At 41.6% G+C, this 22,065-nt stretch carries 17 protein-coding genes; 7 read left to right on the top strand and 10 right to left on the bottom strand.

All coding sequences use genetic code 11. The features are described from left to right. Positions 1–153 precede the first annotated feature (153 nt). Positions 154–2,415, top strand: a complete 2,262-nt coding sequence (locus H70737_RS08290; RefSeq protein WP_156113082.1) for a helix-turn-helix domain-containing protein — start codon at positions 154–156, stop codon at positions 2,413–2,415. Positions 2,416–2,508: 93 nt separating this feature from the next. Here H70737_RS08290 and H70737_RS08285 read toward each other — a convergent pair whose 3' ends face one another. Genes H70737_RS08285 through H70737_RS08270 form a run of 4 tightly spaced genes read right to left on the bottom strand, consistent with a single transcriptional unit; the run spans position 2,509 to position 6,316 of the window. Further along, positions 2,509–4,122, bottom strand: coding sequence for an extracellular solute-binding protein (locus tag H70737_RS08285; protein ID WP_042186278.1), 1,614 nt, complete (start codon positions 4,120–4,122; stop codon positions 2,509–2,511). A gap of 35 nt (positions 4,123–4,157) precedes the next feature. Then, positions 4,158–5,066 carry a carbohydrate ABC transporter permease gene (locus H70737_RS08280; protein ID WP_042186276.1) on the bottom strand — a complete coding sequence of 303 codons (909 nt, stop codon included), beginning with the start codon at positions 5,064–5,066 and terminating at the stop codon, positions 4,158–4,160. Positions 5,067–5,082: 16 nt separating this feature from the next. Beyond that, positions 5,083–6,030, bottom strand: coding sequence for an ABC transporter permease (locus tag H70737_RS08275; RefSeq protein ID WP_156113214.1), 948 nt, complete (start codon positions 6,028–6,030; stop codon positions 5,083–5,085). A gap of 16 nt (positions 6,031–6,046) precedes the next feature. Then, on the bottom strand, positions 6,047–6,316 hold the full coding sequence (locus tag H70737_RS08270) for a hypothetical protein (RefSeq protein ID WP_042186271.1): 270 nt from the start codon (positions 6,314–6,316) through the stop codon (positions 6,047–6,049). Positions 6,317–6,527: 211 nt separating this feature from the next. On the opposite strand from H70737_RS08270, the gene H70737_RS08265 reads away from it, so the two are divergent. The 6 genes from H70737_RS08265 to H70737_RS08240 all read left to right on the top strand — a co-directional run bounded on the left by H70737_RS08265 (position 6,528) and on the right by H70737_RS08240 (position 14,234). Then, positions 6,528–7,478, top strand: coding sequence for an ABC transporter permease (locus H70737_RS08265; protein ID WP_042193514.1), 951 nt, complete (start codon positions 6,528–6,530; stop codon positions 7,476–7,478). An 11-nt stretch (positions 7,479–7,489) separates the two neighbouring features. Then, positions 7,490–8,419 (top strand): carbohydrate ABC transporter permease, encoded by a 930-nt coding sequence (locus H70737_RS08260; protein ID WP_042186269.1) that lies wholly within the window; start codon positions 7,490–7,492, stop codon positions 8,417–8,419. A gap of 92 nt (positions 8,420–8,511) precedes the next feature. Beyond that, positions 8,512–10,008 carry an ABC transporter substrate-binding protein gene (locus H70737_RS08255; RefSeq protein ID WP_042186267.1) on the top strand — a complete coding sequence of 499 codons (1,497 nt, stop codon included), beginning with the start codon at positions 8,512–8,514 and terminating at the stop codon, positions 10,006–10,008. Positions 10,009–10,193: 185 nt separating this feature from the next. Beyond that, the gene (locus H70737_RS08250; RefSeq protein WP_156113081.1) at positions 10,194–11,936 is read left to right on the top strand and encodes a sensor histidine kinase; all 1,743 of its coding nucleotides are present in this window, start codon (positions 10,194–10,196) and stop codon (positions 11,934–11,936) included. Positions 11,937–11,938: 2 nt separating this feature from the next. Next, positions 11,939–12,700 carry a response regulator transcription factor gene (locus H70737_RS08245; RefSeq protein ID WP_042186265.1) on the top strand — a complete coding sequence of 254 codons (762 nt, stop codon included), beginning with the start codon at positions 11,939–11,941 and terminating at the stop codon, positions 12,698–12,700. Between the two features lie 40 nt (positions 12,701–12,740). Next, entirely contained in the window at positions 12,741–14,234 is a 1,494-nt protein-coding gene (locus H70737_RS08240; RefSeq protein ID WP_042186263.1) for an ABC transporter substrate-binding protein, read from the top strand. A 73-nt stretch (positions 14,235–14,307) separates the two neighbouring features. Here the strand turns inward: H70737_RS08240 and H70737_RS08235 are convergent, their stop codons facing one another. The 6 genes from H70737_RS08235 to H70737_RS08210 all read right to left on the bottom strand — a co-directional run bounded on the left by H70737_RS08235 (position 14,308) and on the right by H70737_RS08210 (position 22,059). After that, positions 14,308–15,798 carry an MDR family MFS transporter gene (locus H70737_RS08235; protein WP_042186261.1) on the bottom strand — a complete coding sequence of 497 codons (1,491 nt, stop codon included), beginning with the start codon at positions 15,796–15,798 and terminating at the stop codon, positions 14,308–14,310. A gap of 17 nt (positions 15,799–15,815) precedes the next feature. Then, entirely contained in the window at positions 15,816–16,418 is a 603-nt protein-coding gene (locus tag H70737_RS08230) for a TetR/AcrR family transcriptional regulator (RefSeq protein WP_042186259.1), read from the bottom strand. A gap of 211 nt (positions 16,419–16,629) precedes the next feature. Then, a complete protein-coding gene (locus tag H70737_RS08225; protein WP_156113080.1) occupies positions 16,630–17,532 on the bottom strand; it encodes a carbohydrate ABC transporter permease in 903 nt (300 codons plus the stop codon). A 28-nt stretch (positions 17,533–17,560) separates the two neighbouring features. Continuing rightward, a complete protein-coding gene (locus H70737_RS08220) occupies positions 17,561–18,451 on the bottom strand; it encodes an ABC transporter permease (RefSeq protein ID WP_231573407.1) in 891 nt (296 codons plus the stop codon). 122 nt (positions 18,452–18,573) lie between these two features. Further along, positions 18,574–20,220: an extracellular solute-binding protein gene (locus H70737_RS08215; protein WP_081951067.1), complete on the bottom strand. Its 1,647-nt coding sequence runs from the start codon at positions 20,218–20,220 to the stop codon at positions 18,574–18,576. 219 nt (positions 20,221–20,439) lie between these two features. Continuing rightward, the gene (locus H70737_RS08210; RefSeq protein WP_042186256.1) at positions 20,440–22,059 is read right to left on the bottom strand and encodes an extracellular solute-binding protein; all 1,620 of its coding nucleotides are present in this window, start codon (positions 22,057–22,059) and stop codon (positions 20,440–20,442) included. Positions 22,060–22,065: the final 6 nt, after the last annotated feature.

Genomic DNA, 22,065 nt, shown 5'->3' with positions numbered 1-22,065 from the left:
TTTCAAAAAACATTTGACATAAAAATAAATATCCGCTATAAACATCCTATTATTGAATATAAATAAGTATTCAAGCGCCGATCTATATCATGCTGTATTCATAGCTTGATAGGAACATCTCCATGTATGCTCCACAAAAAGGGGGAAAACAATTTGAACTATAACTATTTCAAATCGAAATTGTTTCTGAAATTCACCGGTTCGTATCTACTTATCCTTCTTATTCCGCTTATATTTGTAATCGTTTTCATTTACCGAAATGCTACCGATAATTTACAAAAGGAGATTGAAAATGCTCACTTTAATCAGCTCACCCAAATTAAAACGGTGGTGGATGGACGCATGAATGATTTAAGAGATATGGCGTCACGGATGTCATACGACGCTCGTCTCGCTCATTATCGCATACTGGATCCTTATGAAAGTCGTGACGCCATAGCGGCACTAGATAGCTACAAATCTTCCAATTCCATTGTGGAGGATATATTTCTGTACTATCATCATGACCCTAATATTTATTCCAACCATGGCATGTATAGCCTGGATGTATTTCGTAGCTCCTATCAGTTTGGAAGCTGGAAGAATGATGAACTTGTGACTGCTTTAAACTCGTCCAAATTTCCATCCATTCGACTTACGAACATGCTGAATCAAAATTCACCACTCGAGCAATCTGTATTAACCTATATCCTGCCGATCATTCCCAACACCTCAGATCCATATGCTTCTGTCATGTACCTCATTAAAGAGAAAGAGTTGGCATATCTGATCGATTCCGTTCTCGGTAACTATCGAGGATTAACGTATATTTTTGATAATCATGGACGTGTTTTATCCTATAGTGGCCATGGAGATACAGCTAGCCAACAGGATATCCAACGGTTATCAGAGCTTCCACCCGGCATACATAATCTATCGATGAACAACGAAGATCATTCGGTTATTTCCGTCACATCGGATGTCAATGGCTGGTCATATGTGACTTTAATGGCGAGTAATCAGTTTTTCAGTAGCGTACTTAATGTTCGGAGCTTCATCATTATTTTATTCATTGTGATCGCCATTGTAGGAACGGCCATCGCTCTATTATTCGCTCGGATGCAATATCTTCCGATTGCTGAGCTCGTTCGCTTCACGAACAAAAAAACAGATACACCGGCCTCTGGAAATGAGCTCGAGTATATACGAACAACATTACAGCAGTATAGCTCCAAGGTTGATCTCCAAGAGCCCTATGCACGCAACCATGTTCTGTCCATGCTATTAAAGCATGGACATGCACAAATGATGACGCATGGAATATTCGATACCTTTCATCTGCACTTCGACCAAAGTCATCATTTTGTCATGATGATGGGCTGGGATGAATTAGAACAGCAGCATCTTCATGCGCGACAAGAAGTACATCGCAAGCTTGCGTTTATTGAATTTCCAGCGCTTGCTACACAAGTATACGGTGTAGAGCTCCCGCAATTGGATCAGCTCGCACTCATTGTGAGCTTACAGCTCGAAGATGATGAGGCACTCGCTGCACAAATCGTTCACATCGTGGATGCGATCCGTGAATATACGTTAGGCATAATGGATATCCACCCGATGATCGGTGTAGGCAAATGTTATGAGAGCCCTCAGCAGCTTAATCAATCCTTTGTTGAGGCTTGCTCCGCCTTCGAATTGCGTAAATCGACCGAGCATGGAACCACCGTGTATTTTGAAAAGCTATCCAGTGCCCATGATCAAACGGTGTTACTCCCTAGTAACGAGCTATTAAAGCTTGCACAAAGCTTGAAGCAGGGCAACTACGAAGTCGCCAAACAAATTATTCACACAGCCATCCATGGCCTTGATAATAAACAACGATCTACCCTGCTGATGCGATGCGTATTGTTCGACCTGCTGAATACCATGCTCAAAACTGCAGTTGAGCTAAAGATGGATAACATGATGCAGTCTGCTTCTCCCCATTTCATGAATGGTCCCGTCCATCTTATAGAGCAGAATTTCTACCGTTTAGCCACTCAGATTTGTACACAGGTAGAGCAGACGCATAAAAAAGAAGAACATTCACTCATGGATCATATCGTTGCTTTTATCGACCAGCACTATGTTGATCATTCACTTAGCCTTGAATCTGTTTCTGCTGCGTTTACGATTTCACCTTCCCATCTCAGTCGTTCATTCAAGGATAAGGTCGGCATCAACTTCGTCCAATATATTTGGCAAAAACGATTAGATAAGGTCAAGGAACAGCTCGTAATAACAAGTGATCCGTTAAAAGATATTATCCAGCGCGTCGGCTACCTCGACACACCAAACTTTATTCGAAAATTCAAAAAGGAAACCGGTTATACCCCGGGCCAGTATCGACAGATGAATAGTAATCATCCCAATACTGAGCCTAACGATACCGTATAATCCTTCCTCGCTTAGGGTTCATCATAACTTCCCGGTCATGCCTAGGATGACCGGGAAGTTTTTCAAAATATGAGAATGTATAAGCTTCACAAATTATTTACTAGCAGCCCATGTATCGTATGCTTGTTGATACGTTGATTCGAGCTTCTCATACCCCATTTTTTTCATTTGAGCGATATATTTGTCCCAATTGGATATTGGCTCTGCGCCTGTAACGAATTTCGCTTCCATTTCCTTCACGTATTTATCCAAATCGGAACGGAGTGTTTTGATTTCCGTCTGTTGGTCTACCGTCAGGAATACCGATGGGAAGGGAGTCTTTGCAATAGGTGTAAGCTTTGTAGCTGTTTCTTTGTCAATCCAGTCATCAAAGCTAGTACGAAGACCTAAAACATAGCTGTTCTCATAGGAACCTGGTGTATTAATCCCGTAGTTTGGCGTGATTGTACCGCGGTATTCTTCACGATCCGTACCATCTGGAACTGGCAGCCATTCTTTCTCGCCTGTTGCTTTATCTTTGTATTTAAATAACGTACCTTCAGGTCCATACGCCCAGAAGGAATACCCTTCTTCGCTAAATTGGTAATCAATCCAGCGCATACTTGCTTCCGGGTTCGGGTTCGTGTTTGAAATCGCGAAACCGCCAATGGTGTTAATACCAGGATGCTTGCCGTATACAGGTGTTCCAGCAATATCACTAGATACAGGCTGCATCATCGGGTTATCTTCACTCGGTTCACCACCAAGCGTGAAGTATGGGAAATAATCGGAGAATAAGGCCACTTGATTGTTTTTCCCTTTTGCTTTCTTCTGCTCATCAGTTTGAGAGAATGTTTCATGATCCAGCAAATTCTCGTTCCATAAGCGATTCAAGAAGGTTAAATATTCTTTGTAGGCTGGTTCAGCTTGTGGAAAGTGTACTTTGTTCTCCTTATCTACGTAGATATCCTCGTTATACATCCCCCAGAATCCGAGGAAGAACATCCGTAAATCATCTAATTTCACAGAGGATAGAGGAACCTCATCGTCTTTACCGTTTCCGTTCGCGTCTTCCTCTTTAACCTTCTTCAAATAGTTGTATAGCTCTTCTGTTGTCTGCGGTAATTTGTTTTCCATGCCGAACTTCTTCAAGAACTTCCCGTTATACCACATCGGTCCACGATACCAAACCGCAGATGGCTGAATATTGCGTAGTGCATAGATATGTCCATCTGGTGTTGTCATTGATTTGCGAATATCCGGATTTTCATCGAGAATTTTTTTTAAATTAGGTGCGTAGCCCTCATCAATGTATTTTTCTAAAGGCAGCAACAATCCTTGACTTCCGTAGGTAACTTGATCCGATCCTTTTAAATCCGCCGCATAGAAAATATCGGGAAGCGTACCGCTTGCAAATACCAAATTCTTTTTCGTCTCAAAGCTGTCTTGTGGGGCGTTTTGAATCTTTAACTTAATATTCGTCATCTTCTCGTATTCCTGAATAACAGGCATCTTGTTCCAATCCTGACGCCCTACATCCGGTGCCATAATAGAAAGCTCAATCGGATTATCCACGATAGGAAAGCCCGTCTTATGAACCTCTGTGGCTGTGTCTGAGCTTTCTGTGCTTGCCGTCCCCTTATCGTTACTCGATCCACATGCAGTAATAATAGAAATTGACATGGAAAGACATAACAACATGAGTCCAGTTTTACGATAATTCGTCATACAAAAACCTCCCCTTTTTTACTTGTATCTTAAGATCAACCCTTAACAGAGCCAATCATGACACCTTGCACGAAATAACGTTGCAAGAATGGATAGACAGCAATAATCGGAAGCGTAGATACGATAATGACTCCATACTTCACAAGTGAAGCAATTTCTGCCTTGTTGTTCTGGGCTGCTGCAGCTGTCGCATCGATAATGCCACCTACTTGAGATTGCATTTCCTGAAGCACGAGAATCTGACGAAGCACAAGCTGCAATGGATACTTCGCATCATCATTCAGGTAGATCATGGCGCCGAAATAGCTGTTCCAATGCCCTACCCCGTAGAATAAGGCCATAACTGCGATAATTGGCATCGATAACGGGAGAACAATCCGCAGGAATAAGCGAATATTCGTCGCGCCATCGATTTGAGCCGCATCTTGAAGCTCAGCTGGAATGGAGTTCGCGAAGAAGGTACGAGAGACAATAATATTCCAGATTGACGCTGCGCCAGGAAGTACTAGTGCCCACATCGTGTTGACCATGCCTAGCCCTTTTACCAACATGTATGTAGGGACGAGACCCCCTCCAATGAACATCGTTACCATGAACATCCCCATGAAAAACCCACGGCCTACAAAGTCCTTACGACTGAGTGCATATGCCGCTGGCATCGTAACGACCAAGTTAATCGTTGTGCCTAGCAATGTATACAAAATCGTATTTCCATACCCCGTCCAAATCTTCGAGTTCTGAAATACAATTTCATACCCCTTAAAGGTAATACCTTTTGGAAGAAGCCACATTTCACCGGAAGCAACCATCTTCGGATCACTGATCGATGCGCTAATAATATATAAGATGGGATATGCGACTAACAACAATGCAATTGTCACATACGTATAGGTGCAAATTAGAAATATTCGATCTCGCTTAGATAGCTTTATACCTGATACCATAAATTCCAACCTCCTTCTACCATAGACTGTTCTCGCTCGTACGGCGGACAATTTGATTCACCGTAATAAGCAGGATGCAATTCACAATGGAGTTAAATAAACCAACAGCTGTTGAGAAGCTATATTGCGCATCGACAAGACCAGATCGATAGACAAAGGTTGAAATCACGTCAGAGCTTGACATATTCAATGAATTTTGCAGAAGTAATATTTTCTCAAAACCTACACTTAACAAGCCACCCATATTTAGAATTAATAGAATGGTCATGGTCGGTATAAGCGTTGGAATATTGATGTGGCGAACACGCTGGAAGCGAGAGGCTCCGTCAATAATTGCCGCTTCATGCAAGCCTGGGTCTACTCCCGAGAGTGCCGCCAAATAAATAATCGTCCCCCACCCCGCACTCTGCCACACGCCTGTGAATACATACATCGTCTTAAACCAACCAGGGCTTGTCAGAAACTGCGGTGCACTAAAGCCTAAGCTTTCAATGGCATGAATAATCATTCCGTTCGATGGAGACAAGAAGGTAATAATCATCCCCGCCATAACAACGACAGAAATGAAATGAGGTGCATACGTAACGGTCTGAACAAGTCGCTTGAAGAAGCCATCCTTCACTTCGTTAAACGCAAGCGCCAGAATAATTGGGATTGGGAATCCAATGGCTAATTCATACAAGCTAATACTGAGCGTGTTCCACAGCAAATCCCAGAAATAGTACGAGTTAAAAAATCGAATGAAATGATCAAAGCCTACCCATTCACTGCCAAAATAGCCTTTTGACGGAATGTAGTTCTTAAAAGCAATCTGAATCCCATACATCGGTCCATAGCTGAAAATGAGGAAGTAAAAGAATGCGGGTGCGATAAAAATGTAAAGCTCCCAATTCTGACAAATCTTCTTCCATGTCTCGTTTCTGCCCTTACGCTTTTCTTTCGGTGCTGAATTCACAGTTCGCATATGTACGCTTCCTGTTTCATGCATCGCGACATCCCCTCCTTATAGGTAATGATGAGAACATTCTGATCATCGAGTGAGCATCATTATCTATCGAATTGTTATCAATCGCATTAATGCTAGCGCTTACATTTACACTATATAGAATCGAGCAAATCGTAAATATGTCATTCTCGCTTATCAAGAATTTCGTGTTGTACTGCGGGATGATATACGTTTCACCGCTATGTTGATGTTCTATAAGTGTGTCATTCTTGCGCTTTTCGCCCATAATTGCGTTGTAATACAATACCAAAGCTCCTCACAGAGGCAATGTGTATAAATCTCCATAGCACATGTTTTTTTTGCGCATTTAAAGGGAATTCATCCTGAATCTAACGTTTGTTGACTGAAGTATCATGTTTCTTAACTGGAAGCATCTCACTGTACTTTATAAAATTAATTCAGGGAAAGCGGTTACAAATAGCAGCATGTATGAAACACATGAAGGAGCGGATGATATGAGCACTAAAATTGAACGTAGCAAAATTAGAAAGCGCATACACTGGCGAAAGCAAGATTCCGAGTTAACCCTGCTCGCCTTGCCGACATTCATCTGGTATATCTTATTTTCTTTCTTACCGATGTTCGGTATGATTATTGCTTTTAAAAATTTCAAAATCAGCGGCAACTTTATTAGCAACGTAATAAATAGTTCTTGGGTCGGCTTCAAAAACTTTGAATTCTTATTCAAATCAAATGATGCCTGGATCATTCTTCGTAACACGATAGGGTATAACATCATTTTCATTATTCTTGGCATCGTGTTGCCGGTAATGTTCGCCATTATGATCAGCCTGCTGCATAGCCGCAAAGCAAGCAAGGTTTATCAGACCATGATGTTTCTGCCCTACTTTCTGTCATGGGTAGTCGTATCTGCTGTAGGCTGGGCCTTCTTCAGCTTTGATAAAGGCATCCTCAATCAATTTCTTGTGGGTATTGGGCATGATGCTGTGAATTGGTATATGGAACCGCAATATTGGCCCTACATTCTTATCTTTTTAAACATCTGGAAGAGCATAGGTTATGGCATGATTATTTATCTGGCAACCATCACGGGAATCGACAGCACCTATTATGAGGCTGCAGTTATTGATGGAGCTTCAATCTGGCAGCAGACACGCTTCATTACCTTACCCATGCTAAAGCTGGTCATTGTCATGATGTTCATCCTGTCAGTAGGTCGTATTTTCTACACGGATTTCGGACTGTTCTATCAGGTCACACGCGACTCCAACTCCCTCTACAATGTGGCCACAACAGTTGATGTCCTAGTTTATAAACAGCTAAAAACCGCCACCGTAGGAATGGCATCCGCTGCCGCTTTCGTCCAATCGATGCTGGGCTGTATTACAATCCTGAGTGCTAACTGGATCGTTAAAAAAATCGATTCCGACAGTGCAATGATCTAGGAGGAGAGACAATGGCAAAGACACCCACCTATCAATCTGGCTTGGAGAAATTCAACCGCACAAGTAACGGCATCAATGCTTTGTTCACCCTAATTTTTATTCTGCTGGCAATTGCCTGCGTCGTGCCTGTGATCGTCGTGTTATCCATATCGCTTACCGATGAATCCTATATTCGTGAAACAGGATACAGCATTTTCCCAACCGTTCTATCCGGAGATGCTTACTCTTATATCGCCAAGCAAGGAACGATGATTCTGCGTGCGTTAGGTGTATCCCTACTTGTAACTATCGTAGGTACTGTACTTGGCGTGCTGCTCACCACAACAATGGGATATGTCATTTCACGTCCGGCTTACAAGCTCAAGAACTTCCTCACCTGGGTTGTATTCATCCCGATGGTATTTAACGGGGGGCTAGTCTCCAGTTACTTTATCAACACAAATTTCTTGGGATTAAAGAACAGCGTTTGGGCACTCATCCTGCCGCTCGCAGTATCCTCCTTTAACGTTATTATTTGTAAAACCTTTTTCAGGAGCACGATCCCTGATGGCTTAATCGAATCTGCTGAAATTGACGGGGCTAGTCAGTTTCGCACCTTCTTCTCAATCATTCTCCCAATCTCCTTGCCTGTACTAGCTACGATTGGACTGTTCCTCTGCTTCGGTTACTGGAACGACTGGTTTCAATCGATGCTGTATATCGATAATCAGAATCTCTATTCGCTACAAGCGTTACTTAACAGCTTAATGTCCAATGCCGATGCGCTCGCCCGAAACTCAATAAGCATGGGTATCAGCTTTGCTGAGCTTGTCGCAACAATGCCTAAAGAATCTGCCCGTATGGCTGTTGCTATTCTCATCGTGTTGCCTGTTGCCTGCGCGTATCCCTTCTTCCAGAGATACTTCATTACCGGCCTTACCATTGGCGCAGTCAAAGGCTAGTCCCGAAATAAGCCAAGCCAAGCTTGGTTTATGATATATAACCGTACTTTTACTACGGTACTATTCATCATTCAACACTAGGAGGAGTTAAAGTGAAGAACACCCTAAAGTTCGCCTCAACATTGTGTATTCTCGCATTAATGCTGTCCCTGCTTGCTGCATGTGGCAGCTCGAAGCCAGCGGCGCCCACAGCAACCAATGAAAACGAGAGTGGCACAACTGCTACTGATGCACCAACCACCAAGGAAATCCCTACATTGGTATGGTGGCTGATCGGCGGACAGGTTCCTGAGAATTTTAGTAAAGCCGTTGAGCAAATGAACGAATACACCGCTGAGAAAATCGGTGTCAAAGTGGACATCAAAGTGGCTAGCTGGGGAGAATGGGACACAAAAATCAACACCATTGTGAATACAGGTGAACCCTTTGATATGATGTTTACCAACAACACAAAGTACAGTAAGCAGGTCGCTATGGGAGCGTTCGCGGACATTACGGATCTGGTACAAAGTGAGGCCCCTGAACTTTACAAGTCTATCCCTACCAAAGTATGGGATGGTGTGAAAATTGGTGGAAAAACTTTCGCTGTACCGACGTATAAGGATTCTTCATTAACTCAATATTGGGTATTCGATGACAAGCTTGTACAAAAATATAATATCGATTACCAAAACATTAAAACGATGCAAGATTTAGACAAACCATTCCATGATATGAAAGCTGGTGAAGGCAAAAGCTTCTACCCGTTGCAGTTGATCCAAGGCGAAGGCTTCCCAGGCATTTTAAACAATTATGATGATATGACTTTAGGTTTCAATCCTATTGGAGTAAACGTTGAGGATGCTTCCCGGAAAGTCGTGTCCGTGTTTGAACAACCGGAAGTTATGACTAACTTAAAGCTGCTACATCAGTGGTATAAAGATGGTATTGTTAACCCGGATGCACCAACTAAAACTGAAGGCGACAAATACAGAGCATTCTTCTCCGCACAAGCCTTCCCTGGTGCAGAAGCTGGCTGGCAAATCACCGCAGGTATTGACAAATACGTCATGACTCAAATTTTTGGGCCTTTGTATACAACTAGTACAATTCAAGGCTCGATGAATGTAATCTCGGCAAATTCCAAATACAAAGTGGAAGCTATGAAATATTTGCAATTAGTGAATACAGATCCAAAATTACGAAATATGCTTGCATTTGGTGAATTAGGCGTCGACTATAAGAGCATTGACGGAGAGAAATCAATCGAGCGGATCAGTGATACATGGCCTTTGGCAGCATACTCCCAAGGTACCTTCTTCAATCTTGCGGTTACGAAGGGAGCTCCTCTAGATCAGTGGGAACAAGTGAAAAAATTGAACGAACAAGCGGCATCATCTAGCGTATTAGGCTTCGCACTTGATATTGGCGAGTTGCAGACTGAAGTTGCTAACTGCCAAGCTGTATATGATAAATATAGATATGAATTGCTTACAGGCGCTTCTGATCCTGAGAAGGTAATCCCTAAATTGCTGTCTGAGCTGAAAAATGCTGGAATGGACAAAATCATGCAAGTTGCTCAAGAACAAATCAACAATTACTTTAAGTAAAGCTTATCGAACTCACATGGTATATCAGCGCTGATATACCATGTGTTTTCCTTTCGTACTTTAAAATTTATTTGAACTAAAGCTACGCTTCATATATATTTACAGTGAATTACATGCTCTCACAACCATAGCAGCGAGAGACTTATTCCTCTATATTATGTGTCTGACCTTAGGGGGCATTACAAATGAGGTTTTGGAGGAGTTCTTTTTTTCATATTAAAATATATCGCAATAAATTTTGGGCTTACCTGATCTTCATTGTAACCATCGGGTTAACACTGGGCACTATGACCAGCGTTATTCTTATTAATCAATGGATCGGGAACACACGGATTGAAGCTGCGAATGCCTTTTCCCGTATTGAGAACAACTTTCAGAATGATGCCGATCGGATTGAAGCTTACATGCAAAGATTGTATTCCAATCAGGATCTGATGAAAGACGTCCGTTATTTTATGAGCCCTTCCGTTGAAGGATATCTGACTAAACGATTGGAGAATAGCCCTTATTCATCACAATCACTGCTCTCTTTTCCTGAGGATACTAAAACATATCTTTACAGCTGGGCCCAGGGAGATATTACTCAAATCAGCGTTCATACCAAGGACTACGGAAATATTATCTATTTTAATAGTTTTGGTATTCCTAGCTTCCAGTTTGGCGTTCCAAATTCTGACGAAATCTTCGATGAAAGTATACAGAAGGGCTTCGTCTCTCGCAAAAAACTAAATCAAAGTGCTACAGAACCAGGGGAAATCCACTTTCAGATCAGTAGCAAGCGAATATTCAGTATCGTAAATAATTATCAACTCGGTAATGCGGCTGTAATCAACCCTTCTACCGGGGAGACATTCATTATTGGTAACAATAAATCCATAATGAAAGAAATCACCCAACAAGCGGTTGCGAATAATAAAAATCATGGCTTTATCGTATATAAAGGATATATTCCCATTTTCTTTGTTACCTTTACATCTACCAAATACAATTATCGATTTATTAGTACAGTAGACTTGGCTGCACTAATAAGTCAGCATAGCACGGTATTGCTCAATATATTTATGATCGTCTTTACCGCTATGATCTGTGTACTCCTGCTCGTAGTCTACAACCTTCGTGATGATTCGCGGTTTCTGCACCGTATTATACAGTCAATCAAACGTGCGAAAACTGCTGACTTCACTCCCAATAAGCCTGCACGTTATCGTATGAATGAATATGGTATGATTGCTCGAGAAGTCGACGATATGATACACCAATTAGACAAATATATTCGAAACGAATACTTGCTTAAATTAAAACAGCAGGAAGCAGAAATGAAAGCGCTTCAACATCAAATCAATCCACATTTTCTTTATAATACCTTGGAGGTTATTCGATCTACTGCATTGGTTCATCAGAATGAGCCTACCGCAGATGCGATTGCAACCTTAGGAGCGTTGTATCGAGAAATTGTTAAGAAAGAAAATATTATTTCAATAGGTAGTGAGCTGGAACTGTTACGAAAATACCTGCAAATTATGGAGTTTAAATATCCTGAGCACTTTTTTTACCAAATTGATGTTGAAGATACTATTCTTGCTCTTTCTACTGTTAAATTCTGGATGCAACCCTTGGCAGAAAATTTCTTCGTCCATGGGTTTAATATAAATAAAGAATTTAATTTATTTATCGTGTCAGGCTGGGAAGATGAAGACTACTATAGACTGGATTTCATTGACAATGGAGTACGAATTGATGAAGAACAGCTAACAGCCATCAGACGGGTCCTTTCAAGTAATAATGACCATGCCACCAATAGCATCGGACTATATAATGTCTATGCCCGGCTACAATTTTTCTATCAAGAGGATTTCTCGATTACCATTGAGAATAATGACGAAGCTGGTGTCAAAATCTCTGTACAGATTTCTAAAAGAGGTGATTAGATATGTACAAACTTTTGATTGTGGATGATGAACCTCAGATTTTGGAAGGTATGAAACGTATTCTGGATTGGGAGCATTACGGATTCAAACAAATAGAAACAAGTGAATCCACTGAAGATGCTGTATTTAAAGCTGTAGATTTAATACCTGACATTGCTATTATCGATGTGTGTATTGGCAAGAATCTAGGGTATGATGCTATCCAAAAGCTAAATGAAGTGAGCCTTCCAACCAAATATATTATTATAAGCGGCTATAGTGACTTTCAATATGCCCAGCAAGCTATTCGTTGCGGAGTAAAGGATTACCTATTAAAGCCTGTGGATCGAATCAAGCTGCAGGAGGTCATTGAAAAAATAATTATCGAAGACTTACATGGCACGATTAGAGATGTGAATGCTGACTCCATGAGTATTGATCCTGTACTTGGAATACATTACGATGCCTTCTCAAAGCTGGTCAATCGTATATTAATTATGATTAAAACAGAATTCGCTCATAATATTTCATTAAAATCCGTTGCTGATCGATTTCAAATGAACAGTACCTATCTTGGACAAATCTTCATTAAAGAAACAAGTATGAAGTTCTCAGAGTATCTAATGAGCTATCGGATGTATCGTGCACAAGAGCTTATCCAAACGACTAATGAGAAAATACACTGGATTGCCCTTTCTGTTGGTTATAACAACCTGAACTATTTTTATACACAATTTCAAAATCATTTTGGTACCTCTCCCTCAAGTTTACGGATGAAAAGTTAAGGCTGGATGTATATTGCAAAGTGATTTAGGGGGCCGTGTCATGAATAGATATAGCTGCTTCATCTGTGGCATTATTCTGCTGTTCATTACATTGTTAACTGGCTGCACCAAGCAGAACTTGAACGCTGCGAACTTTAATGCAGAACCCACGGTAAATCTGATTTATTATACAATCGGTGATCCTGATAAGGATCTGGCCCTTGTTAACAACAAAATTAACGACATATTGATGAAAAAAATTGGAATTACCATAACCTATAATAAAATTGGTTGGCAGGAATATGCTGATCGCATGAATACAATGATCTCCTCTGACAGCCCTTTTGATATTGCTTTTGCTCCGGATTATGCTAAATATGCCAAACGTGGGGTATGGCTGAAGTTAGATGACTATTTGATGAATCTAGCCAAAGAAATGTACCTTGCAATAGACCCCATCTTTTGGAAGGGTGCTGAGATGGATGACGGGTTCATCTACGGCGTCCCCACCAACAAAGAATTGGCTGTACGCGAGAATTGGATGTATCCTGATTCTCTGGTAGAAAAATACAATATTAAAGTTAACCAATATAACACACTGGAATCGCTCGAACCGCTGCTTCGCATGATACAAAAAAATGAACCCGATTATTTGCCCATGGAGCTTGATCGAGACTCACACAATTTTTTTGCTATGTACGGCTACGAATATATTGGGGACAACAGACTCCCATTAATGATCCAATCTCTGGATCCTACTGCTCCTGTGGTCAATATCTTCGAAACCCGTGAAGCCAAACATATATTGGATACGTTAAGACGTTACTATCAATTAGGGTTCATTAATCAAGACGCCGCTTTGCGAGAACCAGGAAGTTTGAAACATGGTGTAAAGGTATTTTGGGAATCTGGTAGTGGCGGTCCACTCTCTGAGAGCGTCTGGAGTAACGATCTGGGGTATAAAATTGTAACCAATCCAGTAACACCCGAGGTGGCAACTACTGAAGCTGTGCGCGGAGGGATGATGGTTGTGAATGCACATACGAAGCATCCTGTGGAGAGCATCAAATTTCTAAACTTATTGAATACCGATCCTGACCTGCGTAACTTATTTCAATACGGCATTGAAGGCGTTCATTATACACTGGATCAGAATGACCAGGTTGTCCTAAGTTCGATAAAAGACAGTCAAGGAAATCCTCTTCCCAAGGCGAACGGTGGCTACACTGGCATACAATACACTCAGGGAAACTGGTTTATCTTAAGTACATTAGGTGGAATCTACCCTGACCCACTAAACAAGTGGGAGCAATTCCGCATCTACAACTCCAAGGTTGTGGAGTCCCAAGTACTGGGCTTTACTCCCGATCTGTCAGAGCTAAATGAGCAAATTGACAACATTGAGATTGTCTGGCGCAAATTTTATCCAAGTCTTATGACAGGCAGTGTCGATGTTGATGCCATTCTCCCCAAATTCAACCATGAACTTCATGAAGCAGGTATTGATAAGGTACGTAAGGAGATCCAGAAGCAATTGGATCTTTGGAGGAAATAGAAAGTCACTGTAAAGAAAAGCCCCCAAGAGAGACACTTTAGATAAAGTGACCTTCTTGGGGGCTTATATAAGACTAGTGACCCATCATCATCGCTGGATCTACCTCTTCACCGATATTTTCAGCTTGTTGCAGCTTCGGCTTGCGAAGGATGAGGGACATAACAATACCAACACATACGATACAAGCGGTCAGGAGAAACGTATCTCCAAAGCCGGCTACTAAGGCAGTCTGCGGGTTTCCTGTCTTTCCGATTGTTGCCATATGAGTATTTGTATGAGAAGTCAGATAAGCTGTAAGACCTGTTACTGCGAAGGATACGACAACCTGTTGAGCCGCTGAAGTCAACGGTGTCACACGGCTAACCAAATGACGTGGTGCTGAATTTAATACATGTGTATTAAGAGGCATCATGGTTGACCCCATACCTAACCCCATCACACAAACCGCAACAATAACCATCCAAATCGGTGTATCCACGGTTACCGTCGAGAGAATAAACATCGCGGTGGCGATAACACTCAACCCACAGAACGCTAATGGACGAGCTCCAATTTTATCAAACAACCTACCACTAATCGGCATCATAAGACCGGCGCATAACGCTTGCGGCATCACGATCCAACCGGTATGAAGTGCGGTATAACCTTTAATATTCTGTAGATACAAAGGAATCATCAGTGTAGCTCCGAATAATGCCATCTGTACGATCCAAGTAAGAATAATACCGCGAGTGAAATCAGATGATTTAAATACCTTCAGTTCAAGCAAAGGATACTTCTGTCTAAGCTCCACCACAATGAACAGTATTAATGCGATACCACCGATTGTTAAGCCTGTAATAGCACCCGTTGAAGACCAATCTGTTCCACCTTCGCTTACACCATAAGCAAGCATAGCGAACGCAATCGGTGCAAGACACATCCCGAGAATATCAAGATGTGTTGACTTCTGCGGTTCAGTCTTCGGTAAGTATTTCTTACCCAAAATGAAGGCCACAACACCAATAGGCAAATTGATAATAAAGATCCAGTGCCAACTCACATAATCGACAAGATAACCGGATATTACAGGACCAAAAGCTGGCGCCATCAACATTGGGATTCCAAGAACACCCATAATTGAGCCTCGACGTTCGGGTGGAGCTAATTTGAATACCATTGCCATCCCGATCGGTGCAACCATACCTCCGCCTAGACCTTGAATAATACGGAATAAAATTAGTTGTTCAGGTGATTGCGCTAAGCCGCATAGAACAGACCCTAATGTAAACAGCACAATCGTTACAAGGAAAATACGCTTTGATCCAAATTTATCGGTCATCCAACCAGCAAGTGGAATTACTGCGGATAGTGCTAATGTGTACCCCGTTATTGCCCATTGAATTGTCTTTAGATCAGTATGGAAATATTCCACTAGTTTAGGAACTGCATTGTTAACAACTGTACTGTCCAGAATAACCATAATCATACCGACGATTATCGCAAGCAAAGGTGGCAGAATAGCTTTCAGGGAGAACGTGTCCCCTTCCTGCGTAAGGGGTTTTGTTGCAGTATTTGAAGTCATTGTGATACCTCTGCTTTCTAAATTTTGACTGAATATTTGTGAAAATAATGCTCGAAAAACAAATCAATACTTTCCTCAATCGATATAGGAATATCGAGTAAAGACGATTGAATGCAGTTGTTCGGCTGACATTTAGTAACAGGATTCACTTTGGTGAACAGTGACATAATGGCAGCAAACATATGCTGTGTCATCAACAATATGGTCTTTCGATCGGTTACACCCGTCACTTCTGTCATGACTGTGCTTAATTTCTCGAACCCTTGTTGCTTCATAAAATGTACATATTCGGCTACCGATTCAAACATTGGATCATGACCAAGAATCCGCTTGAGCAGATCAGGATAATCTTTAAGAAATAAGGCGTACGTTAAAATAAATTGTTTCAGTCGTTCGATTGGCTGATATTCCAGAGCATCGAATATATCAAATGCCGAGCGGAATGTTTCCAGGATCATCTTCATTGCTTCATGCATAAGTTTTTCTTTCGACCCGAAATAATAATTAATTAGCGCTACATTAGTACCAGCTTCACTAGCAATCTTCCGAATGGTAACACTATCAATCCCTTCGGACTTAATTAAATGCAGCGTTGCGTCTAAAATCTTCTCCTTCGTCATAGAACTCTCCTTAACTCGTCATGCAATTAAACACTGTTTAAAACAATGTTTAATATACCTTGAAAACTTAATGTGCGTCAATGGAAATTTCAGAAAGTATATTTACTGTTTTCAATAAAGACGGAAACATGCGATGCAGTGCTTAGTTTTGAAGAACAAAAATAACCGGCCGAGAATATATCTCGCCGGCTGATTGTGTTTGTTTGTTCTCCTAGCCCTTTATCGAACCGATCATAACACCTTTTTCAAAATACTTCTGAATAAACGGATATACGATGAGAATCGGTAAAGTAGATACAATAATAACTCCATACTTAACCTGGTCAGCAAATTGCTGAGCATATCCGCCTGCACTGCCGCCCGAGCCTCCGCCTTGAGAGAAAACCTGGTTGGATAACAGAATATCACGCAAAATGATTTGTAACGGCTGCAAGTCATTCGAATGAATGTAGATAAGCCCAGTAAAAAAATCATTCCAATGTGCTACCAGATAATACAGCGCAATGACCGATATTACGGACTTAGATAAAGGGATCGCAATATAGAAGAAAAATTTAAAATGAGTACATCCATCCAATGCAGCGGATTCATAAATTTCTTTAGGTAGTGAAGCTTCAAAGAACGTACGTGCAATAATGAGATTAAACACATTCACTGCAAAGGGAAGAATGAAGACCCACATCGAATTAGTCAAGGATAGATCCTTCATCAGGATATACGTTGGAATTAGTCCGCCATTAAAAAATAATGTAAAAACGAAGAAAAACATTAGAAACCGGCGTGCACGGAACTCTGGTCTGGATAGTGTATACGCTGCAGGGATCGTAAGAAGCAAATTAAACAATGTTCCTAAAACTGTATAAATAATGGTATTCTTGTAGCCTATCCAAATACGCATATCCTGAAAAATTTGCTCGTAGCCAAAGAAACTGATTCCTCTGGGAAATAGAGTAACCTTGCCTGTGGAGACCAATGTCTGGTCACTGACAGAAGCAATAATAACAAAGTACAAGGGATAAGCGACGATCAGGAAAATTAGAACACATAAGATAATGATCGAAATATCAAATAGAATCTCACCCGTGCTGCGCTTGTGATTAGTTGTTGCCTGCATAAGCATCACCTTTCGATGTTCGTTCCATTTACCAGAGGCTAATATCTGAGTTGCGTTTGGAAATCCAGTTCATGGTAACCAGAAAGAAAAAATTGATGACGGTATTAAATAATCCGATGGCTGACGAATAACTGAATTGATTGGAAAGAATACCGATTTTATAAACATAGGTGGAAATGACCTCTGATACGGGAAGGTTCAATGAATTCTGCATCAAGAATACCTTCTCGAATCCGGTTCCCAGTACATTCCCCATACTCAGAATAAATAATATGATAATTGTCGGAACCAAGGCAGGGATATCGATATGCAGAATCATCTTCCATTTGTTCGCTCCGTCAATTTTGGCAGCATCATAGAGACTTGGACTCACTGTTGATAATGCGGCCAGATAAATAATACTGTTCCATCCAGCATGCTGCCATATATCCGAAATCACAAACACCGGGACGAATGAATTCGTGGAGGCCAGCAAATTAATGTCCGTATCGCCAAGCTTGGAGATCAGTTGACCAAGGATTCCTGTATTCGGTGACAGGAGAACATTCAGCAATCCAACCATAACTACAATTGAGATAAAATGAGGCATATATACGATGGTCTGCAGCAGCTTCTTAGTGCGAAACCATTTCACTTGATTCAGTATGAGCGCTAGTATGATCGGTGCTGGAAATCCAAGAACGATTGTTGTGATGCTAATAATCACAGTATTTCTCATCAAATCCCAAAACTGATAGTTATTGATGAATTGTGAGAAATAATGCAGACCGCGCCAGGCCCCACCTGCCAATCCACGCGAAAAATCATAATCCCTGAAGGCAAGCTGAATTCCATACATTGGAATATAGTTGAAGATGATAACTACAACGATCGCCGGAATTATCATAATCCATAATTGATAGTCGCGTTTAAGCTCCATTAGATTTCTTCTATGTTTATTGGGAGTTATTGAGGACATCATAAGCCTCCTTTATAAGGAGACAGCTTCTCTTCATCCTGTAAAGAAAAGCCGTCTCCGGATGTTCTATAAATCTTTACAGCTTATTTCTTACTTTTGTAATCATCATAGTATTTCTGCATAGTGGACAAGTTGTTATCCAGCCCCATCTGCTTAATGTTACTCACATAGGAGTCCCATTCCTTGGTAACTCCCCCTTTGGTAACCCACTGCGAGAACTTAGACATCGCCAGATTAATCATATTCGTATTCACTAACACCATGGCATTGTTGTCTTCCGGGTTATATTTAATGAACATGCTTGGTAAAATATCGTTATCCTTGTCAATCCCACTGAGGACCGCCTGCAGCGGCTCTGTCTGTTTGCCAACAGATTGCATATCAGTTCCAAGTGTCAGTTTCAATGAATCGGAGATAAAGGTAGGTCCATTATCCGCCCAGGTTGATGTCCACTTCCATGTGCCTGGGTCCATTTGGCTGTCAGTAGGTGGCAGGACCGCGTAGCTTCCATCTCCATTATCTTTAATGTTCGTACCAAGTGATCCGAATAGTACCTGCATACTAACTGTAGGATTATACAGCTCATTAATAAATTTCATTGCCGCTTCTTTATTCTTGGACTTAGCAGACATGACGACCATATTACCGCCGAAATTCAATGAATAACCGTCATAGTCATAGGACTGCTTAATCGTTGAATCCGCCGACACTTTAAGCGGAGCGATCGACTCATATTGTGGAGCCAAGGTGTTGCCAAAGCGGTCCGTTACTTCCCAACCCCATGAAAAGCCGACCTTCGCTTTGTCCCCGCTGCCGCGCGCAACCGATTGGAATTTGGAATAATCCTGCGTGAAGGCTTCCGGGTTAATTAAGCCAGCTTGCCAGCACTTATTCATGAATTCCACGAACTGCTTGTATCGATCATCCACAAAGTAATTTTTAATCTGGCCACCCTCGGTGAAATATCCTTGACCACTACTATCCGTTAATGTAATACCTAAACTGCCAAGCAATATTTGTGGCTGAAAATAACCAAATCCTGTCGTCCCCACCGGAGCGAAATCCATAGGAATTTCATCATTTACATCACCGTCCCCATTGGCATCCTTCTCTTTGAACGCCAGGAGCACATTATATAATTCATCCCAATTAGTCGGTTCCTTGAGACCTAAATTGTCTAACCATTGTTTATTGATATATTGCCGACTTACCGTATCCGGCCAGAATCGTTGATATTTTGGTAAACCGTATATTTTCCCATCCAGCTGTGTAGCGATTAATTTGGTCTCCGGCTTCTCAGTAAACATCTGTTGAATGTTAGGGCCGCCTGTTGAAATGAGCTCGGTTAAATCCTGAAAGAGTCCGGTGAACTGGGCAAAATCAGCATCCGTGATCACATTCGGTCCTATAAGGATATCCGGAATATCTCCTCCGGCTAACAAAGCGCCTTTTTTCTGATCCCAGTCCGCTGAAATTTCTTGCCACTCAATATCTACCCCCACTTGCTCCTCAACCTTGGTCAACCATTCCATTTTGGAGAATTCTTGCGTAAGAGGATGTTTCAGCATGATCCCTTTTAGTTTTACTGTACCGGTTGTAGAATTCGTTGACGAACTTGAATCAGAAGAAGAGGCACCATCATTACTCCCGCCTCCACACCCCGCAAGAATTGTTCCAAATAGGCTAAGTGCTAATACGGGCTTCATTACCTTTAACAAATATTCCCTCATACAACGAACCTCCCTTTTTGGTTTAAAGCGCACGTTCAAGCTGCGAGGCAAGCAATTGGAATACAATTTATTGCTTCTTACTGCTCGCATTTCACATGACGGCTACATCGCAACTTTAACCCGGGGTTGAGGCGGCTGTATACGAACAAGAATTTAAGCATTCGCAATATTTGAAAGCGTTAACAATTCAATGGTTTTGGGCGTTTTTTGAATGCGTTTTCAATTATTGTTGACGTTCAAATTTGGTTGAGCATAATAATCCTCATAACCCTGTTGATATATTCTGTACAGTACTGGCAGTCCCATTTGTTTCAGCTGATTAATATACTGATCCCATTCCTTATCTACCGTTGAATTCATAATCCATTCCGCAAATTTCTCATCGACCAGCTTAAATATATCTGATTTTGCCAAGGCCATTTCATTAAGCTCTTCTGACGAAAATTTAATCATCGGATAAATGTCCACTGATTTAGGCTCATAAGCTTTATAGATGCTGTCCAATTCTCTTCGGATCGTTACCGCGGGAGGAACAATCGTTTTGTTCTCCAATGATTGCGAAAAGTATAGCGGACCATTATCCACGAGAGCATTCGTCCATTGCTGTGTATCTTGATCACCTTCTGGAGCGGGAACTATGGTATATATACCGTCAAGTTCCTTAGTCACATAATCAGGCATGGAGCCGTAATAGCCTTGGATCGAATTTTCCTCGGAGTAGAATTGATCAATCCATTGAATGGTCTCGACAGGATGCGGATTAGCTGTTGTCATGCTAAACAGATTGGTTGTTATTCTTACGCGAGAAGGACTCATTGGCCATAATGGCGCCACATTACTACCGCTACGCAGCGGTGGCAAAGCCACATATTCGTTGGCCCATTTACCAACGCGGTCTGTTAATGACCAACCGAAGGTCACACCAACCGTTGCCACATCATCTTGTTGCGCACTCGCTTTCATCCCGGAATAATCTTGCGTGAACACGTCCGGATTGATCAGCTTTTCCTTCCAGAGCTCTGCCAGGTAAGAGACTAAGCTCTTATATTCATCACTCTCGAACAAAAAGCAGATCTGCCCTTTCGTCACTCCGATCATCTCTTCGGTGAAATTATCTGTCACTCCATAAGCCCCAAGTAAACTGGTCACACTAAATAGACCTCTGCTCCCCAGACTTCCTCCAGCACCTGCCCACCAGTCCATTCCAAGCTCATCCTGCTTCCCGTTGCCATTGGGATCTCCATTGCGAAAGGCGGTTAATACCTCACGCAGTTCATCCAGCGTAGTCGGTTCTGTCAGTCCAAGCTTATCCAGCCATTTCTTATTAATCATCAAGACATTATAGCTATCTGTATTAATTGGTCTTACACCGGGAAGAGAATACATCTTCCCATCGGGAAATGTACTCACACGCTTGGTTTCGGGAACTTCCTCAAACATTCTCTTGATATTCGGGGCATATTTATCGATATATTCACTAAGGTCTACGAATTTATCCTTATTCGCGATAATATCCTGATCGGTCAATCCAGCCAAAAAAGCATCAGGCATTTCTCCGCTTGTCAAAGCAGTGCTTTTCGCTTCTTCCCATCCGTTACGTTTCTGCATCCAGTTCACATGAATTTTTGCGTCAGTAGCGATGCGATTCAAATAAGGAATATCCTGAAGATTCTTGGATAGCTGATGTGTAGGTGTCATCACGCTAATCTGTACCCTGTCTAGCAGCTCTACATTGCGCTCTGTAGTATGGTCAGACTCATTCTTCGCACTGCATCCCTGAAGCAGTATAATCACCGGTAGCATACATACACATATAACCCATCGTCTCATTCCTCGCATATTGAA

Origin of the sequence: Paenibacillus sp. FSL H7-0737 (assembly GCF_000758545.1) — a bacterium.
Taxonomy (GTDB): domain Bacteria; phylum Bacillota; class Bacilli; order Paenibacillales; family Paenibacillaceae; genus Paenibacillus_AQ.
The sequence above is the reverse complement of the archived record's forward strand: the minus strand, read 5'-3'. Positions and strand labels throughout refer to the sequence as shown.

Coding starts and splice junctions, on each gene's coding strand:
- H70737_RS08285 (WP_042186278.1), bottom strand. CDS start 4,122: ATGACGAATTATCGTAAAACTGGACTCATGTTGTTATGTCTTTCCATG.
- H70737_RS08280 (WP_042186276.1), bottom strand. CDS start 5,066: ATGGTATCAGGTATAAAGCTATCTAAGCGAGATCGAATATTTCTAATT.
- H70737_RS08275 (WP_156113214.1), bottom strand. CDS start 6,030: ATGCGAACTGTGAATTCAGCACCGAAAGAAAAGCGTAAGGGCAGAAAC.
- H70737_RS08265 (WP_042193514.1), top strand. CDS start 6,528: ATGAGCACTAAAATTGAACGTAGCAAAATTAGAAAGCGCATACACTGG.
- H70737_RS08260 (WP_042186269.1), top strand. CDS start 7,490: ATGGCAAAGACACCCACCTATCAATCTGGCTTGGAGAAATTCAACCGC.
- H70737_RS08250 (WP_156113081.1), top strand. CDS start 10,194: ATGAGGTTTTGGAGGAGTTCTTTTTTTCATATTAAAATATATCGCAAT.
- H70737_RS08245 (WP_042186265.1), top strand. CDS start 11,939: ATGTACAAACTTTTGATTGTGGATGATGAACCTCAGATTTTGGAAGGT.
- H70737_RS08240 (WP_042186263.1), top strand. CDS start 12,741: ATGAATAGATATAGCTGCTTCATCTGTGGCATTATTCTGCTGTTCATT.
- H70737_RS08235 (WP_042186261.1), bottom strand. CDS start 15,798: ATGACTTCAAATACTGCAACAAAACCCCTTACGCAGGAAGGGGACACG.
- H70737_RS08230 (WP_042186259.1), bottom strand. CDS start 16,418: ATGACGAAGGAGAAGATTTTAGACGCAACGCTGCATTTAATTAAGTCC.
- H70737_RS08225 (WP_156113080.1), bottom strand. CDS start 17,532: ATGCAGGCAACAACTAATCACAAGCGCAGCACGGGTGAGATTCTATTT.
- H70737_RS08220 (WP_231573407.1), bottom strand. CDS start 18,451: ATGGAGCTTAAACGCGACTATCAATTATGGATTATGATAATTCCGGCG.
- H70737_RS08215 (WP_081951067.1), bottom strand. CDS start 20,220: ATGAGGGAATATTTGTTAAAGGTAATGAAGCCCGTATTAGCACTTAGC.
- H70737_RS08210 (WP_042186256.1), bottom strand. CDS start 22,059: ATGCGAGGAATGAGACGATGGGTTATATGTGTATGTATGCTACCGGTG.